The sequence below is a fragment of the Streptomyces sp. NBC_00012 genome, assembly GCF_045040875.1.
Lineage (GTDB): Bacteria > Actinomycetota > Actinomycetes > Streptomycetales > Streptomycetaceae > Streptomyces.
Map to the genome: position 1 here is coordinate 1474710 of NZ_CP108309.1, position 18383 is coordinate 1493092.

Sequence of the window (18383 nt, forward strand, 5' to 3'; positions counted from 1 at the left end):
GCCTGTCCCACGCACGTACAAGCCGAACGCCCCCGCGTACAAGCAGCCCGCGACGGCGCGTCACCTCTGGTCACGCTACGCCACCGAACGGCACCGTGGAGCCATGACCAGCAATTCGCCACTCCCCGTGCGCCCCCTTCGCACCAACCAACCCCGGTTCCCCTGGCACCACTTCTCGATGCGCTTCAGCTCCACACCGCGCGGTGCCCGTCTCGCCCGGCGCCTGGCCGGTGAGCGGCTCGACGCGTGGGGCATCCCGTACGGCAGCGACACCCACGACACGGTGACGCTGGTCGTCGCCGAGCTGAGCGCCAACGCCGTACGTCACGGCCTCGTGCCCGGCCGCGACTTCCGGTTGCTGCTGTCCGCCGAAGGCTCCACCGTCCGCGTCGAGGTCACCGACACCCGCGGCGAGAAGGTTCCTGCCCTCACCGACCCGTCGGACTCCTCGATCGGAGGCCGCGGCCTGCTCCTGGTGGCCGCGCTCGCGGACCGCTGGGGCTGGTATCCGTGCGCGGACGGGCCGGGCAAGACGGTGTGGGCCGTGTGCTCGGTGGGCGTTGTGGCGGAGCCCTCGCCGTAGAACGGCCGGCGCCCCCTGCCCCGGGCGCCCCGTGACCGGAAAGAGGCGCCCCGAGCGCATCCGGGCCGTCGTCGCTGGACTGAAGATCGCCCCACCAGGGACACTTGCGCTCCACCACGCCGAAAGCCGGTCCAGCAGCGCGCACCGGCCAGCGCACGCACACACGGGGGCAATGTGCCGCAACAGCAGCCGATCGCGGGCCGGTACGAGCTTCTGGAGCCGCTCGACAACGGCGGCATGGGGGACGTGTGGCGCGGCTATGACGCCGTGCTCGACCGGCCCGTCGCCGTGAAGCTGATCCGGCAGCAGGCCGTCGGCGGCTCGCCGCAGCTGGCGGAGGAGTTCGCCAAGCGCTTCCGCCGTGAGGCCCGCATCACCGCACGGATCCAGCACCCCGGCGTGCCCCAGGTGTACGACGCGGTGCTCGACGACACGTACGAGCGGCTGTTCCTGGTCATGGAGCTGGTGGACGGGGTCTCCCTGTCCGCGTACATCCATCCGGATCGACTGCTTCCGGTCAGTTGGGCGGTGGCGGTGGCGGCGCAGGTCGCCACCGTGCTGTCGTACGCGCACGAGGTACCGGTCATCCACCGCGACCTCAAGCCCAGCAACATCCTGGTCGCCCGCGACGGGACGGTGAAGGTCCTCGACTTCGGGATCGCGGCAATCCTGCGGACCGACGTCACCAAGCTGACCGCGACCGGCACCCCCATCGGCACCTACCAGTACATGGCGCCCGAGCAGGTGCGCGGCGGGCGCACCACTCCGCAGACCGACCTGTACGCCCTCGGCTGCGTGCTGCACGAACTGCTCGGCGGACGCCTGCTGTTCACGGCGGACAGCGAGTACATGGTGATGTACCAGCACGTCAACGCCGCTCCCACTCCGCTGCGGGTGCTGCGTCCCGAGGTGCCGCAGGAGTTGGAGGACCTCGTCCTGCATCTGCTGCTCAAGGCGCCCGAGGCCCGGCCCGCCGATGTGCAGGAGGTGTACGAGCGGCTGCGGCCGTTCCTGCCGCCGCCCGGCCGGACACCTGGGCCCGGCGAGGCCGGACCGGCGGGGGTGCCCGACCCGACCGGACTCTTCCGCAACCCGTACGCGCCCCGCGCCCGCGCGGGTGCGGGCCGGTCCGCGCCGGTGGCCGCCGACCCGGCTGCCGGACAAGCCGCGCCCGTACCCGTGCCCGCGCAGTTGCGTGCGGAGATCGACGAGGCGTACGCACACTCCGACGCGCTCCTGGACGAGGAACGGTTCGCGCAGGCCGCCGAGGTGCTGGGAGAGATCATCGAGCCGGCCGCACGCGCCCTCGGGGCGGAGAGCCGGAAGGTCCTGGAGCTGCGGACCCGCCGGGCCGCGATCCAACTGCTCGGCGGAGACTACCGGGCGGCTCTGCCCGAGTTCGACGCTCTGGCGGACGCCTACGCTCGCACCAACGGCCCCACCGGCGAGCCCGCACGCGCCTGCCGCGCCCAGGCCGCGCGGTGCCGTGCCGAACTCGGCCAGGTCACCGACGCACTCGCCGCGCTGCGTGGCCTCCTCGACGTCGTACGAACGGTCGACGGCGATCTCAGTGAGGAAGCCGTCGAGCTGCGCCGCGACATCGGAATGCTGCTGCTCGCCCAGGGGCAGGCGGTCGAGGCCCATCGGATTCTTCGGCCGTTGCACGACGACCTGTGTCTGGTCTTCGGACCCGGCGACGAGATGACCGAAGAGGTCGGCGAGGCGCTGGCTCTGATAGGCCTCGATCTCGACGGTCCGGCCACCTGACCTTCGTCCTCCCCGTTCCGCCCGCTTTCCCGGAGAGTCCGCCCCATGCCTCATCTCGCGTTCGACATCGGTTTCTGCGCCCAGCTCGGCAAGCTCCAGGGCAGCGTCAAGCAGGGGGTGTTCGACGCGTGGGAGAAGTTCGAACGCCTCACCCTGGACCAGCTGTTCAAGGATCCCGGGCTGAAGCTGGAGAGTCTGAAGCGAGCCCGTGATCCTCATATCCGGACCATCCGGATCGACCAGGGGACGCGGGGTGTCGTCCTCGCACCCGACAGCGGCGACACCTACGTACTGCTGCGCGTGATGCCGCACGACAAGGCGATCGACTGGGCCGTCAAGCAGAAGGCCAGCATCAACACCGTGACCCGGGCCGTCGAGATCCGCGACATCGCGATGCTCGACGAGCTCACCCCTGTGTACGAGAGCATCGCGCCCGCTCCCGACCGACGGCTGTTCGCGAAGGTGTCCGACGGGGACCTGGTGGCGCTCGGCATCGACGAAACCACCCTGCGCCAGGCCCGTGCCCTCACCGAACCCGAACAGTTGGAGGTCTTCGCGCCGTACTTCCCGCAGGACCAGCGCGAAGTCCTCGAATATCTCGCGGCAGGCTTCACCGTGGAGGAGGTGTGGCGGGACGTGGTGTCCGTCAGCCTCTCCGCCTCACCCGCCGACACCACGCCCGTGGACACCGGCGACTTCGCGACCGCCATCCACCGCACCAGGACCCGGATCGCACTCGTCACCGCGTCCGAGGAGCTGCGCGACATCCTCGACAAGCCTTTCGCGGCCTGGCGGGTCTTTCTGCACCCCTCCCAGCACAAGGTCGCCTACCGGGCCTCGTACTCCGGGCCGGCACAGGTCACCGGCGGTCCCGGAACGGGCAAGACGGTCGTCGCTCTGCACCGGGTGCGCCATCTGCTGTGGTACCTGCGCGACGGCGACCGCATTCTGATGACCACGTACACCAACACACTGGTGGGCGCGCTGCGGACCGGGCTCGCCACCCTGGTGGAGGACGAAGCGCTGCGGGACCGAGTGGACATCATGACCGTCGACGCGTTCGCGGGCCGCGTCGTGTCCACCTCGCGGCGGCCGCTCCGGGGCAGCGAGGAGGAGACTCGGTGGGCGCAGGCCGCGAAGGCCACCGGGTTCACCGGCACTGCGCAGTTTCTCGGGCAGGAGTACAAGCACGTCGTCCTCGCGCAGAATCTGCGGACCCTGGACGAATACGAGAGCTGCGAGCGGCGCGGACGCGGCAGCGGGCTGCCCACGTCGGCCCGCGCGCTGGTGTGGCGCACGATCGAGGAGTTCAGCAATCGGCTCGCCGCCGATGGGCTTCGCACCTACCTCGACACGTGCGCGGAGGCAGCGGATCTGCTGGAGGCCGGTGGTCCGCGATACCGGCACGTGGTCGTCGACGAGGCACAGGACCTGCACCCCGCGCAGTGGCGGCTGTTGCGTGCGGCGGCTCCGGCCCGTCCCGACGATCTCTTCATCGCGGGCGACCCCCACCAGCGTATCTACGACTCGAAGGTGTCGCTGAAGGCCGTCGGGATCAAGGTGACCGGCCGGTCGGCGAAGATGCGCAAGAACTACCGCTCCACGCACGAGATCCTCTCCTGGTCCACCGCCCTGCTCGTCGGCCGGCCCTTCGACCAGCTGGCGGACGACTCCGCGAACGAGACCCTGTTGGGCTATCGCTCGGCCCTGCACGGCAAGGGACCCGAGGCGTACGGGGCGGAATCGGAAGAAGCCGAACTGGACGCACTCGTCGCACGCGTCCGTGGCTGGCTCGACAGCGGGATCTCTCCGGGCGAGATCGGGGTGAGCGCCCGGTTCAACAAGAACTGCGACAAGGCTGTGCAGCGGCTCACGGCCGCGGGCATCCCTGTCGCGCGCCTGCGCGGCGATGCGCCCTCCGGGGCGGACGCCGTACAGGTCGGCACGATGCACTCCTTCAAGGGGCTGGAGTTCCGGTGCGTCGCTGTCATCGGCGTGCGCGAGGGTGCGCTGCCGTATCCGCGTGCGGTGACCCCGGCCGACATCGACCGGCTCCAGCACGAATCGGACCTGCTGGCGGAGCGCTGCCTGTTGTTCGTCGCGTGCACGCGGGCCCGCGACGGACTGCATGTGTCGTGGTCGGGCGCGCCGAGCGAGTTCCTGGTGGAGGCCGGGGTGTGTCAGACACCGTAGGCGTGCCGAGCTGGGCGGCCGGGACATTTCAGTGCCAGGGCTGCCAGCGCCTCGGGGGCGCCTTTCGGGCCGCGGATGCCCGGGAAGGCGTTGATGTCGACGATGACGGGCGCCCCCTCGCGGTCCAGCAGGTCGACACCGTAGACATCCAGGCCGAAGACGTCCCCCGTACGGAGGGCGAGCCGGGTCCAGTCCGGCGGCAGGTCGCGGACCAGCGGCGCGGGCCGCGCGCCGTCCGGGGGTGCGCCCACCGGGGCGGGACGTACCCCCGTGAACACCTCTCCCGCTATCACCCACAGCTTGTGGTCCCAGCCGCTGTTCGCGACGAACTCCTGCAGGACGACGGGCTCGTCGGACCACTTCGACGCCAGGTCCCGGAGCCCGTCCGGGCCGTCCACGCGGGCGACCAGGTCCGCGCGTCGGCTGTGGCGGCTCTTGACCATGAGCGGATAGCCGCTCTCGGCCGGATCCGCCCCGTGGAGGGCTTCGGACAGCGCGTCCAGGGTCCGTGTCCGGGGCATCGGCAGGCCGGCGTCCTCCGCCACGGCGGCGATCCGGCTCCTGTCCTGGCACAGCTCCGTCGCGGCAGCGGAGTTCACCACCCGGGCGCCGAGCGCTTCGAGGAAGTGGGCCAGCGCCAGTGCCCGGGGTGTATGGGCCTTGAGGAGGTAGACATCGGCGAGATCGTCCGGGGCCACCAGCTGCGACGGGGACGCGGCTCCGGTGTCCGGGTCCAGGAACGTCACCCGGTGTTCCGCCTCGGCCAGCGCGGAAGCGACCGCGGCGAGCAGCGGATGATCCGGCTTGTCGGTCAGCAGGCACACCCTCATATCTGCGCGCCTTCGGGCACCGCTGCCACCATGTCCGCTTCGATGCCGAGACCAAGTCCGGCGACGGGGTGCGGATGGGAGCGCTCGCGGGCGGCCTGCGGCTGCACGGGAACGCGCGGGGCGGCAGCGAGCACGCCCGTCCGGCCGGCGCCGCCCGTCCTGGCCAGCTCCAGGACGGCTCCGGCCAACCGGGACGCGGCGTCCGGCACCTGGCGGAAGCTCGGGAAGTCGTTGATGTCGACGATCACGGGGCCGTCCGGGCCGAGCACCACGTCGATGCCGTACAGATCGAGGCCGAAGACCGCTCCCACCTTCGCCGCCGCCGCGGCGACCTCCGGGGACAGGGGGACGGCCCTCTCGTCGACCGACGCGTCCGGGTGGAGCGGGGAGCGGCGCACGGTCGCGTGGAACTCACCGGCGAGACAGTAGACCTTCAGGTCGGAGCCCGGATTGGACACGTAGGGCTGTGCGATGAGCTGGCCCTCGTCCGCCTGCTCCGCCTCCGCCAGCCGCCCGGGGTCCGACACCAGCCGCACCCCGCGCCCCGAGCTGCCGTCGGCGGGCTTGACCACCAGGGGGAAGAGCTCGTCGGGCACATCCGCGAACAGCGTGGCCCTCGGTGCCGAATAGGTGACCGGGACCGGCAGCCCGTGCTGTCGCGCGATGACCGAGGTGAGGACCTTGTCACGCACCGCGCGGATCGAACGCGCGTCGTTCACCGTGGTCAGGCCCACCGCCGCCGCGGCCTCCAGCAGAGTGAGCCCGGGACCGCCGGACACGGTCTTGAGTACCCAGGCGTCGTGGGTCCCCGCCCGCACCTCCTCCGAGATCCGCAGGAGTGAACCGCCGGGGCGCACCACATCCACCTGGTGCCCCCACGACGTCAGTTGCCGGACGACGTCGAGCGGCATGCCGTCATGCCGGTACAGCTCTTCGACGAGGAAGCATAGCTTCATCCCAAAACCCCTCGGTGCCCCACAGCAGATGGGGCACAACGGTGCCGCGCGGTGCTCCTTAGAACACCACCAAAAGGGCAACGCTACGTCACGTCCGCCCCAAGGCAACCTCGGCCGTGGGTTACTGATGGAGTGTCCCTTCGCCGGCAGTCTCCTTCAGAAGAAGACTCCGCACCGCAGCAGCACATTCGCGTACGGCCTCGCCTCCCCCGTCCGCACCACCAGCCGGGCGTCCGCCGAGAGGACCTTCAGTTCGTCGTGGGGTACGTGGGCCAGTGCCGGGAGGCGCTCCTCCAGGAGACGGGCGGCCCCGGGATTGGCCTCCCGCACCTCGTGGGCCGCTGTCGCGCCCTCCACCACCAGTTCGTCCAGCAGCCCGTCGAGCACCTCGGCGAACGACGGGACACCGGCCCGGAAGGCCAGATCGACGACACGGAGGCCGGCCGGAATGGGCATGCCCGCGTCGCAGATCAGTACGCCGTCGCCGTGGCCCAGCTCGGCCAGCGCTCCGGCGAGATGGCGGTTGAGGATTCCTGCCTTCTTCACAGCGCGGAGACTTCCTGTGCGGTCGGGAAGGATGCCTGCGCGCCCCGCTTCGTGACGGCCGCCGCCCCCACCCGCACGGCGAACGCGGCCGCTTCCGTGAGCCCTTCGCCCAGGCCGAGCCGCCAGGCCAGAGCGGCCGTGAAGGCGTCACCCGCCCCGGTCGTGTCCACGGCTTCGACCCTGGGGCTCGGTACGGGTACGACATCGCCCGTGCGGCCGTCCGCGACGAGCGCTCCCGCCGCCCCCAGCGTGACCACGACCGACTGCGGGCCGAGGCCCAGCAGCGCTCGCGCCCACTCCTCGGGCGTGCCGCCCGCGCCCTCGCCCAGCATGTAGCGCGCTTCGTGCTCGTTGACCACCAAGGGGTCGCAGGCGGCCAGCACGCGGTCGGGCAGGGGCGCGGGCGGGGACGGGTTCAGCACCAGCCGGCTGCCGGGCGACATCGCACCGGCCACCTCGGCAACGGTCTCCGACGGGATCTCCAGCTGCACGGAGACGACCCGGGCCGCATCGAACAGCGGGCCGGCCGCCCGGACGTCCTCCGGGGTGAGGCGGGCGTTGGCCCCCGGGGACACCACGATGCTGTTGTCACCCGAGGGGTCCACGGTGATCAGCGCCACGCCGGTGGGGGCCCCGCCCACGAGGACACCGGCGGTCTCGACGCCCGCCGCCTTCTGCGACTCCAGCAGCAGTCGGCCGTGCGCGTCGTCGCCCACCCGGGCCAGCAGTACCGTGCGAGCCCCGAGACGGGCGGCGGCGACCGCCTGGTTCCCGCCCTTGCCGCCCGGGTGGACGGCCAGATCGGAGCCGAGCACGGTCTCACCGGCGGCGGGGCGGCGTTCGACGCCGACGACCAGGTCGGCGTTGGCGGAGCCCACGACCAGCAGGTCGTACCGGTCGTGATCGTGTTCGCTCTCGTGCATGGTTCCTGCTTTCCGTGCTCAGGCACTGCTCGGGTCCCGCCGGGTCCTGGCGGGACCCGCTCACTCGCCGTCGGCGTCAGGAGAAATCGGCGACGTTGTTCTTGGTGACGACCTTGACCGGCACCTTCACCATGCTGTCGACCTTCTTGCCCTCCGCGGCCTTCACCGCGTTCTGCACCGCGATCCGGCCCAGTTCCTTCGGCTGCTGGGCCACGGACGCGTACAGCGTGCCTGCTCCGACCGCCTTCAGGCCGTCCGGCGTTCCGTCGAATCCGACGACGGACACCGACTTGCCCGCCTTGCTGCCGAGCGCCCTGACCGCACCGAGCGCCATCTCGTCGTTCTCGGCGAAGACACCGGTGATCCCGGGCTGGGACTGGAGCAGGTTGGTCATGACGTCCAGGCCCTTCGTGCGGTCGAAGTCCGCCGGCTGCTTGGCCACGACCTTGATGCCCGGATACGCCTTGAGGCCCTCGGCGAAGCCCGCACCGCGCTCCCGGCTGGCCGAGGTGCCGGCCGTCCCCTGCAGGATGACGATGCTGCCCTTGCCGCCGAGCCGATCGGCCAGTGCCTTGGCGGCAAGCCTGCCACCTGCGACGTTGTCGGAGGCCACCAGCGTTGCGGTCCGCGCCTTGTTGACCCCCCGGTCGGCGGCGACCACCGGGATGTCCGCCTTGTTGGCGCCCTGGACCGCCGGGCCCGCCGCGTCCGAGTCCACCGGGTTGACGATGATCGACTTCACTCCCGAACTCGTGAAGTTCTGGAGCTGGTTGGCCTGCTGCGAGGCGTCGTTCTGTGCGTCGGTGACGGTGAGGTCGACACCGGCCGCCTTCGCCTCCGCCTGCGCGCCCGCCTTCATCTGTACGAAGAAGGGGTTGTTGAGCGTGGAGAGCGACATGCCCACCTTGGTGTTGCCGCCGGAGGGGCCGGAGTTGAAGTAGGACACCCCGCCCACGACGACAGCCACGCACACTGCGGCGATGCCGAACTTGACCGCGCCCGCCCCCTTGCGGCCGGATCCCGGCGAGCCAGGCGCGGCGGACGAACCGCCCGGTACGGCGGCTCCGGATCCGGCCTTGCGGCGGACGGTGTCCAGCAGCACCGCGAGGGCGATGACGACACCGATGACGACCTGCTGCCAGAAGGCCGAAACGGAGAGGAGGTTCAGCCCGTTGCGCAGCACGGCGAGGATGAGCGCACCGATCAGCGTCCCGGACGCCTTGCCGACACCGCCGGCGAGGCTGGCGCCGCCGATGACGACCGCGGCGATCGCGTCGAGCTCGTACCCCTGCGCGGCCTGCGGCTGCGCGGAGGTCAGACGGGACGCGAGAACGATGCCCGCGACGGCGGCGAAGAGCCCCGAGAGGGCGTAGATGGCCAGCTTCTGCCGCTTGACGCGCAGCCCGGAGAGCCGCGCCGCCTCCTCGTTGCCGCCGATGGCGTACATCGAACGGCCGATGTAGGTACGGGCCAGGATCAGCGCCGCGATCAGTCCCATCACGACCATCACGAGGACGGGGACGGGCAGCCAGCCACCGAGCGTGTCGCCGAGCACGGAGACCGAGCCGGGGAAGTCGATCGGCTTCCCCTGGGAGATGACCAGGGACAGACCCCGCGCGATCGACAGCATCGCCAGGGTCGCGATGAACGGCGGCAGTTTGCCGTACGAGACGAGTGCCCCGTTGACGAAGCCGCAGGCGATGCCGGTGACGACGGCGAGGACGAGCGCCAGCCAGACCGGCAGCCCCTGTGAGGTGGCCGACCAGGCGAGGACCGTCGCGGAGAGTGCGGCCACCGAGCCGACGGAGAGGTCGATGCCCGCCGAGACGATGACGAAGGTGACGCCGAACGCGAGGATCGCGGTGACGGCGGCCTGTACACCGACGTTCAGCAGGTTCTGCGTGGTCAGGAAGTCGCCGGACAGCAGCGACATCGCCACCAGGAGTACCACCAGCGCGCTCAGAGCGCCGTTGTCGAGCAGGAGCCGGCGGACCGTGCGCCCTGCGGCGCCACTGGCGCCCGTATTGCTCTTGAGCGTGTCAGTGGCCACGAGGGCTCTCCTCTTCGTTCACTGCCGGATCGGTCGGACCGGTCGAACCGGTCAGGTCTGCCAGGTTTGTCAGGTCTGCAGGTGGATGTGTTGGGGACGCGGTCGTGGGGGCCGCGCTCACGGCGAGGGCCATCACGGCGTCCTGAGTGGCTTCGTGTGCGGGGAGCTCTCCGGCGATCCGGCCCTGGGACATGACCAGCACACGGTCGCTCATGCCGAGGACTTCGGGCAGATCGCTGGAGATCATCAGGACCGCGTGACCCGATGCGGTCAGTTCGTTGATGAGCTGGTAGATCTCGACCTTGGCGCCGACATCGATACCACGGGTCGGCTCGTCGAGGATCAGCACTCTGGTGTCGGCGAGCAGCCACTTGCCGATGACGACCTTCTGCTGGTTGCCACCGGAGAGCGTACGGACGTGCTGGCCGAGACCCGCCATCCGTACGCCGAGCTGTTTTGCGATCCGGGCGGCGGCCAGACGCTGCCCCTTGAGGTCGACGAGCCCGGAGCGGCTCGCCGAGCGCAGGGTGACCAGCCCGAGGTTCTCCTGCACCGAGGCGTCGAGCACCAGGCCCTGCCCCTTGCGGTCCTCGGGGACGAGGCCGATTCCGGCGCCCATAGCGGCCGTGACGTCGTGCTTGGCCAGCCGCTCGCCGAGCACGTCGACGGTGCCTCCGTCGTAGGGGTCGGCGCCGAAGACGGCGCGGGCGACCTCGGTGCGGCCCGCGCCGACGAGACCGGCGAGGCCGACCACCTCTCCCGCGCGCACCTCGAAGCTGATGTCGTGGAAGACGCCGTTGCGGGTCAGACCGCGCACCGAGAGCAGCGCATCGCCGGTGTCCGGGCGCTCACGGGGGTACTGCTGGTCGATGCTGCGTCCCACCATCAGCTGTACGAGTTCCGCCTCGGGCGTCGAGGCCGGCACCTGGTCGATGCTCCGGCCGTCGCGCAGCACCGTGACCCGGTCGCCGAGTGCCGCGATCTCTTCGAGGTGATGGGTGATGAAGACGACCCCGACCCCGTCCTCGCGCAGTTGCCGCACGATCCGGAAGAGCTTGTCGACCTCCTCCGAGGTGAGGACCGCGGTCGGCTCGTCCATGATCAGGACACGTGCGTCCAGGCTGAGCGCCTTGGCGATCTCCACCATCTGGAGCCGGGCGATGCCCAGTTCACGGACCTTGGCCTTCGGCGAGACGTGCAGGCCGACCCGGCGCAGCAGCACCTCGGCGTCCGCCTCCATGCGGCGCCGGTCGATCATCCCGAAACGGCGCGGCTGACGGCCGAGGAAGATGTTCTCGGCCACCGTCAGATCGGGCACCAGGTTGAACTCCTGGTAGATCGTGGCGATGCCGAGCCGTTCGGCGTCCTGCGCGCCGTGGATGCGTACCTCGCGCCCTCGGGCGAAGATCCGCCCGCTGTCCGGGCGGTAGGCACCGGAGAGCATCTTGATGAGGGTGCTCTTGCCCGCTCCGTTCTCGCCGAGCAGGACATGTACCTCGCCGCTGCGCAGGTCGAAGTCCACGCTGTCCAGCGCGACCACACCGGGGAAGGTCTTGCGTACGCCTTCGATGCGCAGCAACTCGTCCGGCTTGCTCACAAGTTGCTCCTCTGGTCCGAAGCGGGCTCGCCGCAGGAACGGCGTACGACGAGGCGGGCGGGAAGGGTGACGGACTGCGGGGACCGGCCCTCGACGATGTCGACCAGTGCGCGGACGGCGGCGCGGCCGAGTTCGCCGGTCGGCTGGGCGATCGCCGTGATCGGCGGGTCGGTGTGGACGAACCACGGGATGTCGTCGAAGGCGGCGAGCCCGATGTCCTGCGGGACGCGCAGGCCGGCGGCGCGGATGGCGTCCAGCGCGCCGAGCGCCATCAGGTTGTCGGCGGCGAAGACGACCTCGGGCGGTTCGGGGAGCGCCAGGAAGCGTTCGGTGACACGCCGGCCGCTGTCCGCCTGGAAGTCGCCCTGGCCGATGTAGACCTCGGGCAGGTCGAGCTCGTACGCGCGCAGCGCCTCGCGGAAGGCCTCGACGCGCTCGTCGCCCGTGGTGGTGGCCGCGGGGCCGGCGATGATCGCGAGCCTGCGGCGGCCCAGCGCGTGCAGATGGGCGACCAGGTCCCGGATCGCGTGGCGGCCGTCGGCGCGTACGACGGGGACGTCGACTCCGGGCATCCAGCGGTCCACGAAGACCATCGGGGTTCCGGCCCGTGCCACGTCCGCCATCAGCGGGGAGTCGCCGTCGGCGGGAGAGACGAGGAGCCCGTCGATCCTTCGGTCGAGGAGCGCGCGGACGTGGTGGTCCTGCAGCTCCGGCCGCTCGTCCGCGTTGCCGATGATGACGCTGTAGCCGAGGGCGCGGGCCTCCTCCTCGACGAAGCGGGCCAGTTCGGTGAAGTACGGATTGAGCACATCACTGATGACCAGGCCGAGGGTGCGCGTCTGATCGGTGCGCAGCGAACGGGCGACGGCGTTGGGCCGGTAGCCGAGGGCGTCGACGGCGGCGCGGACCCGGGTCCGCGCGTCCGGGCTGACGGAGGGATGACTGTTGAGAACACGGGAGACCGTGGCGACAGAGACCCCTGCCTGAGCCGCGACGTCCTTGATGCTCGTCATGTCCGGACCACCTCCTTGTGGTTTCCGTGAGCCTCGAAACCAGCGGGCCGAACCCGTGGAATCGATTACACGGAAGATTGGAAACGATTACACGGCCGGAAACAAGACCCCACCCGCTGTCCGAGACCGGATCGTGACGAGCGCGACGGAAGATGAGGCGGCCGAGAGGAAGGAACACTGGGTACACGAGTGCGGACGCGGCGTCACGCGCGAGATCCAGGCGCTGGGGGCTGCCGCGTGATCCCTGGCGGGACAGGCCCGGCAACGCAAAATGCCGACCGGGAAGATTCCCGACCGGCACTTGACTGATTTCCTACTGGTGTCCGAGGGGGGACTTGAACCCCCACGCCCGATAAAGGGCACTAGCACCTCAAGCTAGCGCGTCTGCCATTCCGCCACCCGGACCAGGTGGTCGGCCCCGGTTTCCCGCGGCGACATGGAAAACAATACCAGGGGTTCGGCGTGCCTCTCACCTGCGTTTCCGGTGGTCAGTGCGGCGCGTCGGCCTCACCCGGCGCACTCCTGCGGCACCGGATCCGCCTGAGCCACGGACCGTGTTCGCGACCGTACGCACAGTGCGAGCCCAGAGGCAGGTCATGGCTTGCGCCGGCGCCGCGCACCCCCTGGACGGCACCCACCGGGTGCGGGACGACGAAGTCCGTGCGGCATTCCGTCATTCGTCGACCGCTGCCGCGACGCCGTGGGACGAGCGACGGCGGCCCTCCCCCTCCGCTCGTGAGGAGGGCCGCCGCGCGCCCATGGCCTAGCAGCCCTTCCGGCGCAGGGTGTGAAGGTAGGCGGCCGAGCGGCGGGCCGTGGTGAAGGAGTCGACGATCGGCTGGTCGTGTTCCACCTGCCAGTGGTGGTCACGGCGGCCGCCGTGGGTCCTGGTGACGGCGGAGAGGAACTTCTTGTAGTCGATGTCGCCGTCTCCGACGTCCACCATGCGGTAGCCGTCGCGGGCCGCTATGTCGTGCTCGCCGTCCTTGACGTGGAAGAGCGGGTAGCGGTCGGGCTGCTTCAGTACGTAGTGCAGCGGGTCGAAGGTGTCGGGGGTGCCGTCGGCCCGCTTGCCGAACCGGAACTGGCCGACGTAGGCCCAGTAGATGTCCATCTCCAGGAAGACCAGATCGGGATCGGTCTCGGCGAGCAGCACGTCGTAGAGGCGGACGTCGGGCCGGTCGGTGGCGAAGGAGAACTCCTCGGCGTGGTTGTGCTGGTAGAACTTCATGCCGCGCTCCCTGGCCGCGGCGCCGTAGGTGTTGAAGTCGGCTGCGGCGCGTTTCCAGGCGTCGACCGTCGATCCGTAGCGGAACGGTCCCGAGGCGGTGCCGACGTGCTTGAGGCCGAGGGCCTGGGCGTCGTCGAGGACCTTGGTGAGGTTCTGCGCGAAGGTGTAGGCGTTGGGGTTGTTGTTGTCGTAGTAGCCGACGTGGCTGCCGATGCCCTTGAGCCCGTGGTCGCGGGTGAGCTGCTTGAGCTGAGCGAGCGTGATGGCGCCGGCCGAGCCCTGGGTGTAGCCGGCGTACTCGACCTCGTCGTAGCCGTACGCCTCCAGTTCGGCGAAGACCTTGTCGAAGCCGAGGGTCGAGACCTTGTCGCGAAGGGTGTAGAGCTGGATTCCGAGACGGCCGGGTGGCAGCAGGGGATCGCCCTGGGGCCGGCCCTGGGCGGTGGCGGCCGGGGCGGCGGCGCCGAGGAGGGCGGCCGCGGTGGCTCCGGCTGCCACGCCGAGCATGGAGCGCCGGCTGAGCCTGTGGGCGAGCTCGGCGTCGACGGGGGTGCGGCGACTCATGGGGGAACTCCTTCTGGGGGCGGGACGTTGTCAGTGCAGTCCGGCAAGATCGAGAAGCAAGGACTTCACTTCGGTGGCCCGGACGGGGCCGGTGAAAGCGTGGGGGGTGGAGCACAGGATGAGCGGACCTTCTTCGTCGCTCCGCGGAAGGCGGCCGTGGCTGCCGCGAATAGGTGACGGGTCCAGCGGCACTACCGCCATGCGGTAGCGCAGGCCCAGCTTCTTGCGGGCGACGGCCGCTGCGGCCTTGACCCGGACGTACGGGTCCTGGGGGTCCAGGAAGAGTTCGACGGGGTCGTAGCCGGGTTTGCGGTGGATCTCGACGAGCTGCGCGAAGTCGGGCGCGCGGGCATCGTCGAGCCAGTAGTAGTACGTGAACCAGGCGTCCGGGTCCGCGACGGCGACCAGTTCGCCCGAGCGTGGGTGGTTCAGGCCGTGTGCCTTCTTGCCCTCGTCGTCGAGGAGTTGCTCGATGCCCTGGAGATCCTGGAGGGCTGCGCGGGTGGCTTCGAGGTCCTCCGGGCGGCGTACGTAGATGTGGGCGAGCTGGTGATCGGCGACGGCGAAGGCACGGGAGGCCATCGGGTCGAGGTACTCCATGCCGTCCTGGGTGTGGACCTCCAGGAGGCCGGCGCGGCGCAGAACCCGGTTGATGTCGACGGGCCGGTCGACGCGGGTGATGCCGTATTCGGAGAGGGCGACGACGGTGCGGCCTTCGCGGCGGGCGTCGTCCAGGAGGGGGGCCATGGCGCGGTCGAGTTCGGCCGCGGCCCGGTAGGAGCGCGGGTCGTCGGGGCCGTAGCGCTGGAGGTCGTAGTCGAGGTGCGGGAGGTAGCACAGAGCCAGGTCGGGGTGGCGGGTGCCGAGGATGTGCCGGGTCGCGTCGATGATCCACTGTGAGGAGACGAGGTCTGCGCCGGGGCCCCAGAAGTGGAAGAGGGGGAATGTGCCGAATTTCTCGGTGAGTTCGTCGTGCAGTGCGGGCGGCCGGGTGTAGCAGTCGGGTTCCTTGCGGCCGTCGGCGTAGTAGACGGGGCGCGGCGTGACGGTGATGTCGGTGTCGGCGCCCATCGCGTACCACCAGCAGATGTTGGCGACGGTGTAGCCGGGGTGGGCACGACGGGCGGCGTCCCAGAGTTTGTCGCCCGCGACCAGTCCGTTGTGCTGGCGCCAGAGCAGGACGTCGCCGAGCTCGCGGAAGTACCAGCCGTTGGCGACGATGCCGTGCTCGGCGGGGGTGGTGCCGGTGAGGAAGGTGGACTGGGCCGCGCAGGTGACGGCGGGAAGGACGGTGCCGAGGGGGGCGTGGGTGCCGGACTGCCCCAGGGCCTTCAGGTGCGGCATGTGATCGAGGAGCCGCGGGGTGAGGCCGACGACGTCGATGACGAGGAGAGGGGTGGGTGTGGCGGTCCCGGTGGGTTGCTCGGCGGTGGTCATGGGAGCTCCTTGAGGCCGAGGTCGACCAGGAGGTCGCGGGCGAGGGTGAGTTCGGCGGCGATGCCGTCGGCGAGCTGGGTCCGGGTACGGGGGCGCAGCGCGGCCGGGAGCGCCTGCCAGGTGTACGTCTCGACCTCCAGGTGCCTGGTGAGGGGGCGTCCGCCGCCCACCAGGCGGGTCAGTGTGGATCGGAGTACGGGAAGGGTGGAGGTGAGCGGTGGTGCGGGTGGTGTGTGCAGGGGGACGTGGAAGTGGGCGCGCCAGGGGGCTCCGTCCGGCAGGGCCCGGCCGGTGACGGCCTCGTCCAGGTCGTCGGTGCCGCGCGGTCCGGCAGCGGTGCTGGTGCGGGTCTGGTGCAGGAAGCGGGGTTCGGCGAAGGCGGCGAGTGCGGTGCGTACCTCGGGGAGGTGGGGGTGTTCGGCGTGCAGGGCGGCGGAGAGCTGTGCCTTGGCGATCGGGATGCCCGCCGCGCCGAGCGCGTCGACGGCGGTGTCGGGGTCCTCGAAGGAGGTGGCGAGGTGGCAGGTGTCGATGCAGATGCCGATGCGTGGGTGTCCGATGGCGGTGAGGGGGGCGATGGCGTCGGCGGTGGTCTCGACGGTGCAGCCCGGCTCGGGTTCGAGGCCGATGCGGATGGATCTGCCGGTGAGTTCGGCGAGTGCGTCGAGGCGTTCGCCGAGGGTGGTGAGCGCGGTGTGTGCCGTGCGGGCCGCTTCCTGGTCCGAGTCGAAGGGGGTGCGCCAGGCGATCGGGAGGGTGGAGATGGTTCCTTCGGTGGCGTCGTCGGGAAGCAGGCCTGCAAGGAGCCGGGCGAGGTCGGTGGTGTGGGCGAGCCGCTCCGGGTCCGTCCAGTCCGGTTTGTACACCCGGTACTTGACCTCGTCGGCACCGAATCCCTCGTACGGGAAGCCGTTGAGGGTGACGACCTCCAGGCCGCGGCGGTCCAGTTCGGCGCGCAGGGACCGCAGTTCGGCCGGGTCGTTGATCAGGGTGCGGGCCGCGTCCCTGGCGAGCCAGAGGCCGATGCCGAGCCGGTCGCGGCCGAGGCGTCTGCGGACGGGTTCGCAGTGGTCGCGCAGTTGGGCGCGGACACCGTCGAGTGTCTCGGCGGGGTGGACGTTGGTGCAGTACGAGAGGTGGACGGTGGAGCCGTCGGGGTGGCGGAAGCGCATCGCCTCACTCCCCGCCGCGCAGGATGGAGTTTCCTTCGTGGAGGGGTTCGGGCGTGGCGGTGCCGAGCTGGAGCCGGCCGCTCTGCCCGTAGAACTCGACGGGGTTGCGCCAGAGCACCTTGTCGACGTCGTCGTCGCCGAACCCGGCGGCGAGCATCGCGTCGCCCACCTTGCGGGTCTTGAGCGGGTCGCTTCGGCCCCAGTCGGCGGCCGAGTTGACCAGGATCCGCTCGGTGCCGTGGGTCCTGAGGATCGCGATCACGCGTTCCTCGTCCATCTTGGTGTCGGGGTAGATGGAGAAGCCGGCCCAGCAGCCGCTGTCCAGGGCGTCCTTCACGGTCGTCTCGTTGAGGTGGTCGAGCAGGACCCGCTCCGGGGCAAGGCGGGACTCTCGGATGACGTCGATGGTGCGGTGCAGCCCGGCGAGCTTGTCCCGGTGCGGGGTGTGCACGAGGGCGGGCAGGCCGTGGTCGGCGGCGAGCTGGAGCTGGGCGGCCAGGGCGGTGTCCTCGGCCGGGGTCATGGAGTCGTAGCCGATCTCGCCGACGGCGACGACGGAGTCCTTGACGAGATAGCGGGGCAGGGCGTCCAGGACGGGGACGCAGCGCGGGTCGTTCGCCTCCTTGGGGTTGAGGGCGAGCGTGCAGTGGTGGGCGATGCCGTACTGGGCGGCGCGGAAGGGTTCCCAGCCGAGCAGAGCGTCGAAGTAGTCGAAGAAGCTGGCGGGCGAGGTGCGGGGCTGGCCGAGCCAGAAGGAGGGTTCCACCAGGGCGCGGACCCCCGCGTCGTACATCGCCTGATAGTCGTCCGTGGTGCGGGAGGTCATGTGGATGTGCGGGTCGAAGATGCGCATCAGGACTCCTCCGTGGGGGCGGCGGCACCGGGGGTGGTGAGTTCGAGGACACGGGTGAGGTCGGCGGGGACACTGCGGCTCGCCGCGATGCGTTCGGCGGCGAAGTCACCGAGCATGCGGGCGAGTTCGGCGTCACCGCGGGCGCGTCGGGCCAGTCCGTCGACGGCTTCGACATCGACCCCGGTGAAAAGGCACTTGAGAACGGCGTGGCGCCAGTTGTGCGCATCGAGATGGGTGGCGGCGTACGGGCCGACTGCCGCGGCGATCAGCCGGGTGTCATTGGTACGCAGGGCGTCCTCGACGAGCGGGAGGGCGGTGGGGCCGAGGTCCAGCCGGTGCAGGGTGAGCAGTACGGCGCGTCGTTCGGCGGCGGTGCCCTGTTCGTAGAGCCTGGTCAGAGCCGGCAGCGTGGCACCGGCTTCGATGAGCAGGAGGGCGCGTACGGAGTCGGCGTGTTCGAGTCCGCAGTGCCGGCCGGCCGTGGCGTAGCGCAGTTCCCACGGGCGGACGGCGAAGGGGCTGCCGGGCTGCTCGGTGTCCTGGTGGGAGGCTGCGTGTTCGGCCTCGGCGAGCGCCTCGTCCAGCCAGGCGCGCGCGGCTCCGCCGAGCTGTGCGTCGAGTTCCTTGCGGGCCAGCAGCGGGGGGTTCGTCGGGGATATCGGCATGGC

15 protein-coding genes and 1 tRNA gene are annotated in these 18383 nt (G+C 70.7%); 3 read left to right on the forward strand and 13 right to left on the reverse strand.

The annotated features are described in order from the left end of the window. Positions 1-103: 103 nt before the first annotated feature. The 3 genes from OHA19_RS06910 (at position 104) to OHA19_RS06920 (ending at position 4543) form a co-directional block, all read left to right on the forward strand. Positions 104-583: an ATP-binding protein gene (locus OHA19_RS06910; RefSeq protein WP_405718682.1), complete on the forward strand. Its 480-nt coding sequence runs from the start codon at positions 104-106 to the stop codon at positions 581-583. A 174-nt stretch (positions 584-757) separates the two neighbouring features. Then, complete coding sequence (locus tag OHA19_RS06915) at positions 758-2350, forward strand: serine/threonine-protein kinase (RefSeq protein WP_405749675.1); 1593 nt, start codon at positions 758-760, stop codon at positions 2348-2350. Between the two features lie 45 nt (positions 2351-2395). Next, positions 2396-4543 carry a UvrD-helicase domain-containing protein gene (locus tag OHA19_RS06920; RefSeq protein WP_405749676.1) on the forward strand — a complete coding sequence of 716 codons (2148 nt, stop codon included), beginning with the start codon at positions 2396-2398 and terminating at the stop codon, positions 4541-4543. Here the strand turns inward: OHA19_RS06920 and OHA19_RS06925 are convergent. The 13 genes from OHA19_RS06925 to OHA19_RS06985 form a co-directional block, all read right to left on the reverse strand. Beyond that, the gene (locus OHA19_RS06925; protein ID WP_405749678.1) at positions 4531-5373 is read right to left on the reverse strand and encodes a RimK family alpha-L-glutamate ligase; all 843 of its coding nucleotides are present in this window, start codon (positions 5371-5373) and stop codon (positions 4531-4533) included. The genes OHA19_RS06920 and OHA19_RS06925 overlap by 13 nt on opposite strands. Beyond that, a complete protein-coding gene (locus tag OHA19_RS06930; protein ID WP_405718672.1) occupies positions 5370-6329 on the reverse strand; it encodes a RimK family alpha-L-glutamate ligase in 960 nt (319 codons plus the stop codon). The genes OHA19_RS06925 and OHA19_RS06930 overlap by 4 nt, the downstream gene beginning before the upstream one ends. Positions 6330-6485: 156 nt before the next feature. After that, positions 6486-6875, reverse strand: a complete 390-nt coding sequence (gene rbsD, locus OHA19_RS06935) for a D-ribose pyranase (RefSeq protein ID WP_405749679.1) — start codon at positions 6873-6875, stop codon at positions 6486-6488. After that, positions 6872-7798 carry a ribokinase gene (locus OHA19_RS06940; RefSeq protein ID WP_405718667.1) on the reverse strand — a complete coding sequence of 309 codons (927 nt, stop codon included), beginning with the start codon at positions 7796-7798 and terminating at the stop codon, positions 6872-6874. Before OHA19_RS06940 ends, rbsD begins: the two co-directional genes overlap by 4 nt. Before the next feature lie 76 nt (positions 7799-7874). Beyond that, complete coding sequence (locus OHA19_RS06945) at positions 7875-9848, reverse strand: substrate-binding domain-containing protein (protein ID WP_405718665.1); 1974 nt, start codon at positions 9846-9848, stop codon at positions 7875-7877. Further along, positions 9838-11445, reverse strand: a complete 1608-nt coding sequence (locus OHA19_RS06950; RefSeq protein ID WP_405718663.1) for a sugar ABC transporter ATP-binding protein — start codon at positions 11443-11445, stop codon at positions 9838-9840. Before OHA19_RS06950 ends, OHA19_RS06945 begins: the two co-directional genes overlap by 11 nt. Beyond that, a complete protein-coding gene (locus OHA19_RS06955; RefSeq protein WP_405749680.1) occupies positions 11442-12458 on the reverse strand; it encodes a LacI family DNA-binding transcriptional regulator in 1017 nt (338 codons plus the stop codon). The genes OHA19_RS06950 and OHA19_RS06955 overlap by 4 nt, the downstream gene beginning before the upstream one ends. A 317-nt stretch (positions 12459-12775) precedes the next feature. Further along, positions 12776-12863 (reverse strand) — tRNA-Leu (locus tag OHA19_RS06960). A 358-nt stretch (positions 12864-13221) separates the two neighbouring features. Beyond that, positions 13222-14253 carry a sugar phosphate isomerase/epimerase family protein gene (locus OHA19_RS06965; protein ID WP_405749681.1) on the reverse strand — a complete coding sequence of 344 codons (1032 nt, stop codon included), beginning with the start codon at positions 14251-14253 and terminating at the stop codon, positions 13222-13224. A 30-nt stretch (positions 14254-14283) separates the two neighbouring features. Continuing rightward, entirely contained in the window at positions 14284-15690 is a 1407-nt protein-coding gene (locus OHA19_RS06970; protein WP_405718656.1) for a nucleotide pyrophosphatase/phosphodiesterase family protein, read from the reverse strand. Further along, positions 15687-16862 (reverse strand): metabolite traffic protein EboE, encoded by a 1176-nt coding sequence (eboE, locus tag OHA19_RS06975; protein ID WP_405718654.1) that lies wholly within the window; start codon positions 16860-16862, stop codon positions 15687-15689. The genes OHA19_RS06970 and eboE overlap by 4 nt, the downstream gene beginning before the upstream one ends. Before the next feature lie 4 nt (positions 16863-16866). Continuing rightward, positions 16867-17715 carry a TatD family hydrolase gene (locus OHA19_RS06980; RefSeq protein ID WP_405749683.1) on the reverse strand — a complete coding sequence of 283 codons (849 nt, stop codon included), beginning with the start codon at positions 17713-17715 and terminating at the stop codon, positions 16867-16869. Beyond that, complete coding sequence (locus OHA19_RS06985) at positions 17715-18380, reverse strand: EboA domain-containing protein (protein ID WP_405718648.1); 666 nt, start codon at positions 18378-18380, stop codon at positions 17715-17717. Before OHA19_RS06985 ends, OHA19_RS06980 begins: the two co-directional genes overlap by 1 nt. Between the last annotated feature and the right edge of the window lie 3 nt (positions 18381-18383).

What these genes read in the sequence shown, in the direction of transcription:
- OHA19_RS06980 (WP_405749683.1), bottom strand. Translation starts at nt 17,715, where the DNA reads ATGCGCATCTTCGACCCGCACATCCACATGACCTCCCGCACCACGGAC.
- OHA19_RS06955 (WP_405749680.1), bottom strand. Translation starts at nt 12,458, where the DNA reads ATGACGAGCATCAAGGACGTCGCGGCTCAGGCAGGGGTCTCTGTCGCC.
- eboE (WP_405718654.1), bottom strand. Translation starts at nt 16,862, where the DNA reads ATGCGCTTCCGCCACCCCGACGGCTCCACCGTCCACCTCTCGTACTGC.
- OHA19_RS06965 (WP_405749681.1), bottom strand. Translation starts at nt 14,253, where the DNA reads ATGAGTCGCCGCACCCCCGTCGACGCCGAGCTCGCCCACAGGCTCAGC.
- OHA19_RS06970 (WP_405718656.1), bottom strand. Translation starts at nt 15,690, where the DNA reads ATGACCACCGCCGAGCAACCCACCGGGACCGCCACACCCACCCCTCTC.
- OHA19_RS06985 (WP_405718648.1), bottom strand. Translation starts at nt 18,380, where the DNA reads ATGCCGATATCCCCGACGAACCCCCCGCTGCTGGCCCGCAAGGAACTC.
- OHA19_RS06925 (WP_405749678.1), bottom strand. Translation starts at nt 5,373, where the DNA reads ATGAGGGTGTGCCTGCTGACCGACAAGCCGGATCATCCGCTGCTCGCC.
- OHA19_RS06930 (WP_405718672.1), bottom strand. Translation starts at nt 6,329, where the DNA reads ATGAAGCTATGCTTCCTCGTCGAAGAGCTGTACCGGCATGACGGCATG.
- OHA19_RS06940 (WP_405718667.1), bottom strand. Translation starts at nt 7,798, where the DNA reads ATGCACGAGAGCGAACACGATCACGACCGGTACGACCTGCTGGTCGTG.
- OHA19_RS06920 (WP_405749676.1), top strand. Translation starts at nt 2,396, where the DNA reads ATGCCTCATCTCGCGTTCGACATCGGTTTCTGCGCCCAGCTCGGCAAG.
- OHA19_RS06910 (WP_405718682.1), top strand. Translation starts at nt 104, where the DNA reads ATGACCAGCAATTCGCCACTCCCCGTGCGCCCCCTTCGCACCAACCAA.